The organism is Nocardia sp. NPDC004722 (genome assembly GCF_053601505.1).
This window is the reverse complement of the sequence record NZ_JBSGBY010001028.1, coordinates 1-1,627: the sequence shown is the minus strand read 5'-3', so window position 1 is coordinate 1,627 and position 1,627 is coordinate 1. Positions and strand designations below refer to the sequence as shown.

At 66.3% G+C, this 1,627-nt stretch carries 1 protein-coding gene; it reads left to right on the top strand.

Going from position 1 to position 1,627, the window contains the following annotated elements; all coding sequences use genetic code 11:
* Positions 1-551: 551 nt before the first annotated feature.
* On the top strand, positions 552-1,627 hold a 1,076-nt coding region (locus ACWELQ_RS45365), incomplete at its 3' end, for an AMP-binding protein (protein WP_452403138.1).

Genomic DNA, 1,627 nt, shown 5'->3' with positions numbered 1-1,627 from the left:
GATCTCGAATGCCAGCCACACCCAGGTGGTGTATACGGCGACCCTGGGCACGGAAAGGCTGTTGATCACGTCTTCGGTGGAACGAATCGTGCTCGGTGTGTACGCACCGATAGATTCGAAGCGGGTACGCATGTGGCCCCCTGCTCTCTGGACTGTGCGTGTCCGGTCGAATTTGGTTGCGACGGCCGCAATTCGGTGTCCCCCGAGCCGGCCTCGCTGATATCCCATAGCCCCGATGCCGAGTGAAACGCTACCGTACCGAGCAGTAGCGGGAGGCCACTCCCGTCACACGAATAACACTGCGCCAGATCTTGTTTCGGCACGATATCGCTGGACAGACCCTATGCGACGGCCGGAACGCGGCTCACCCGTAGGGGGTGGAATAGGGGTAGGTGAAGAACCGGTGTCGGTACCCGAGGACACACTAAACACGTTGTATATCAAGTGATTACGAACCGCCACCGGTGGCGGTTCGAGGACACCGCGTGTAGCCTCACCGATACATTCATCGCATTCCTCGACAATTCACTGGGGGAAGTGTGTCGCATTCCTTGCCCACCATTTATTGGCGCGCTCTCGATCGTTTTCGCGATATCGTCGCCGCCCATCCCGAGCGGGAGGCGGTGATCTATCCGAACGGCAGGAACAAGGCCGGGCTGCCCAACTACGAGCAACTCACCTATGCCGAACTCGACGCCTGGTCGGACACCATTGCCGAGAAGTTCATCGAGGCCGGCGTCGGCCGCGGCGTGCGCACCATCGTGCTGGTGCGGCCGGGGCCGGAGCTGTACGCGGTCCTCTACGGGCTGTTCAAGATCGGCGCGGTGCCGGTCGTGATCGATCCGGGCATGGGCATGTTCAAGATGCTGCGCTGCCTGCAAGCCGCCGACGCGGAAGCCTTCGTCGGTGTGGTGGAGGCGCAGGCGCTGCGCATCGTGTTCCGCGCCTACTTCCGCAAGGTGCGCGTCGCGGTCACCGTCGGCCGCTCCTGGTGGCAGGGCCCGACCCTCGAAAGCTGGGGCCGCACACCGGCATCCACGCTGCCCGAGCGGGAGCCCGGGCCCGACGACGAGCCGCTGCTGATCGCCTACACGACCGGCAGCACCGGTCCCGCGAAGGCGGTGGTCCTGACCCACGGCAACCTCGCCGCCATGATCGAGCAGGTCGACGACGCCCGCGAGCACGTCCCGCCGGGCACCTCGCTGATCACCGCCCCGGTGGCGGGCATCCTGGAGCTGCTGCTCGGATCCCGCTGCGTGCTACCGCCGTTGATCCCCTCACAGGTCGGCGCGACCGATCCCGCGCACGTGGTGGACGCGGTCGAACGCTTCGCGGTGCGGACCATGTTCGCCTCACCGGCGGTGATCATCCCGCTGCTGGCGCACCTCGAGCAGACCGGCGCGGCGCTGCCCACCATCCAGAGCATCTACTCCGGCGGCGCGCCCGTGCCCGACTGGTGTGTGGCCGCGCTGCGGGACGTGCTGCCCGAGGACGCCAAGGTGTACTCCGGGTACGGGGCCACCGAGGCGCTGCCCATGGCCACCATCGAATCCCGGGAACTGCTGGGCGATCTGGTGGAGCAGGCCCATCACGGGCAGGGCGTGTGTGTCGGGCGGCCCGCGTTGCA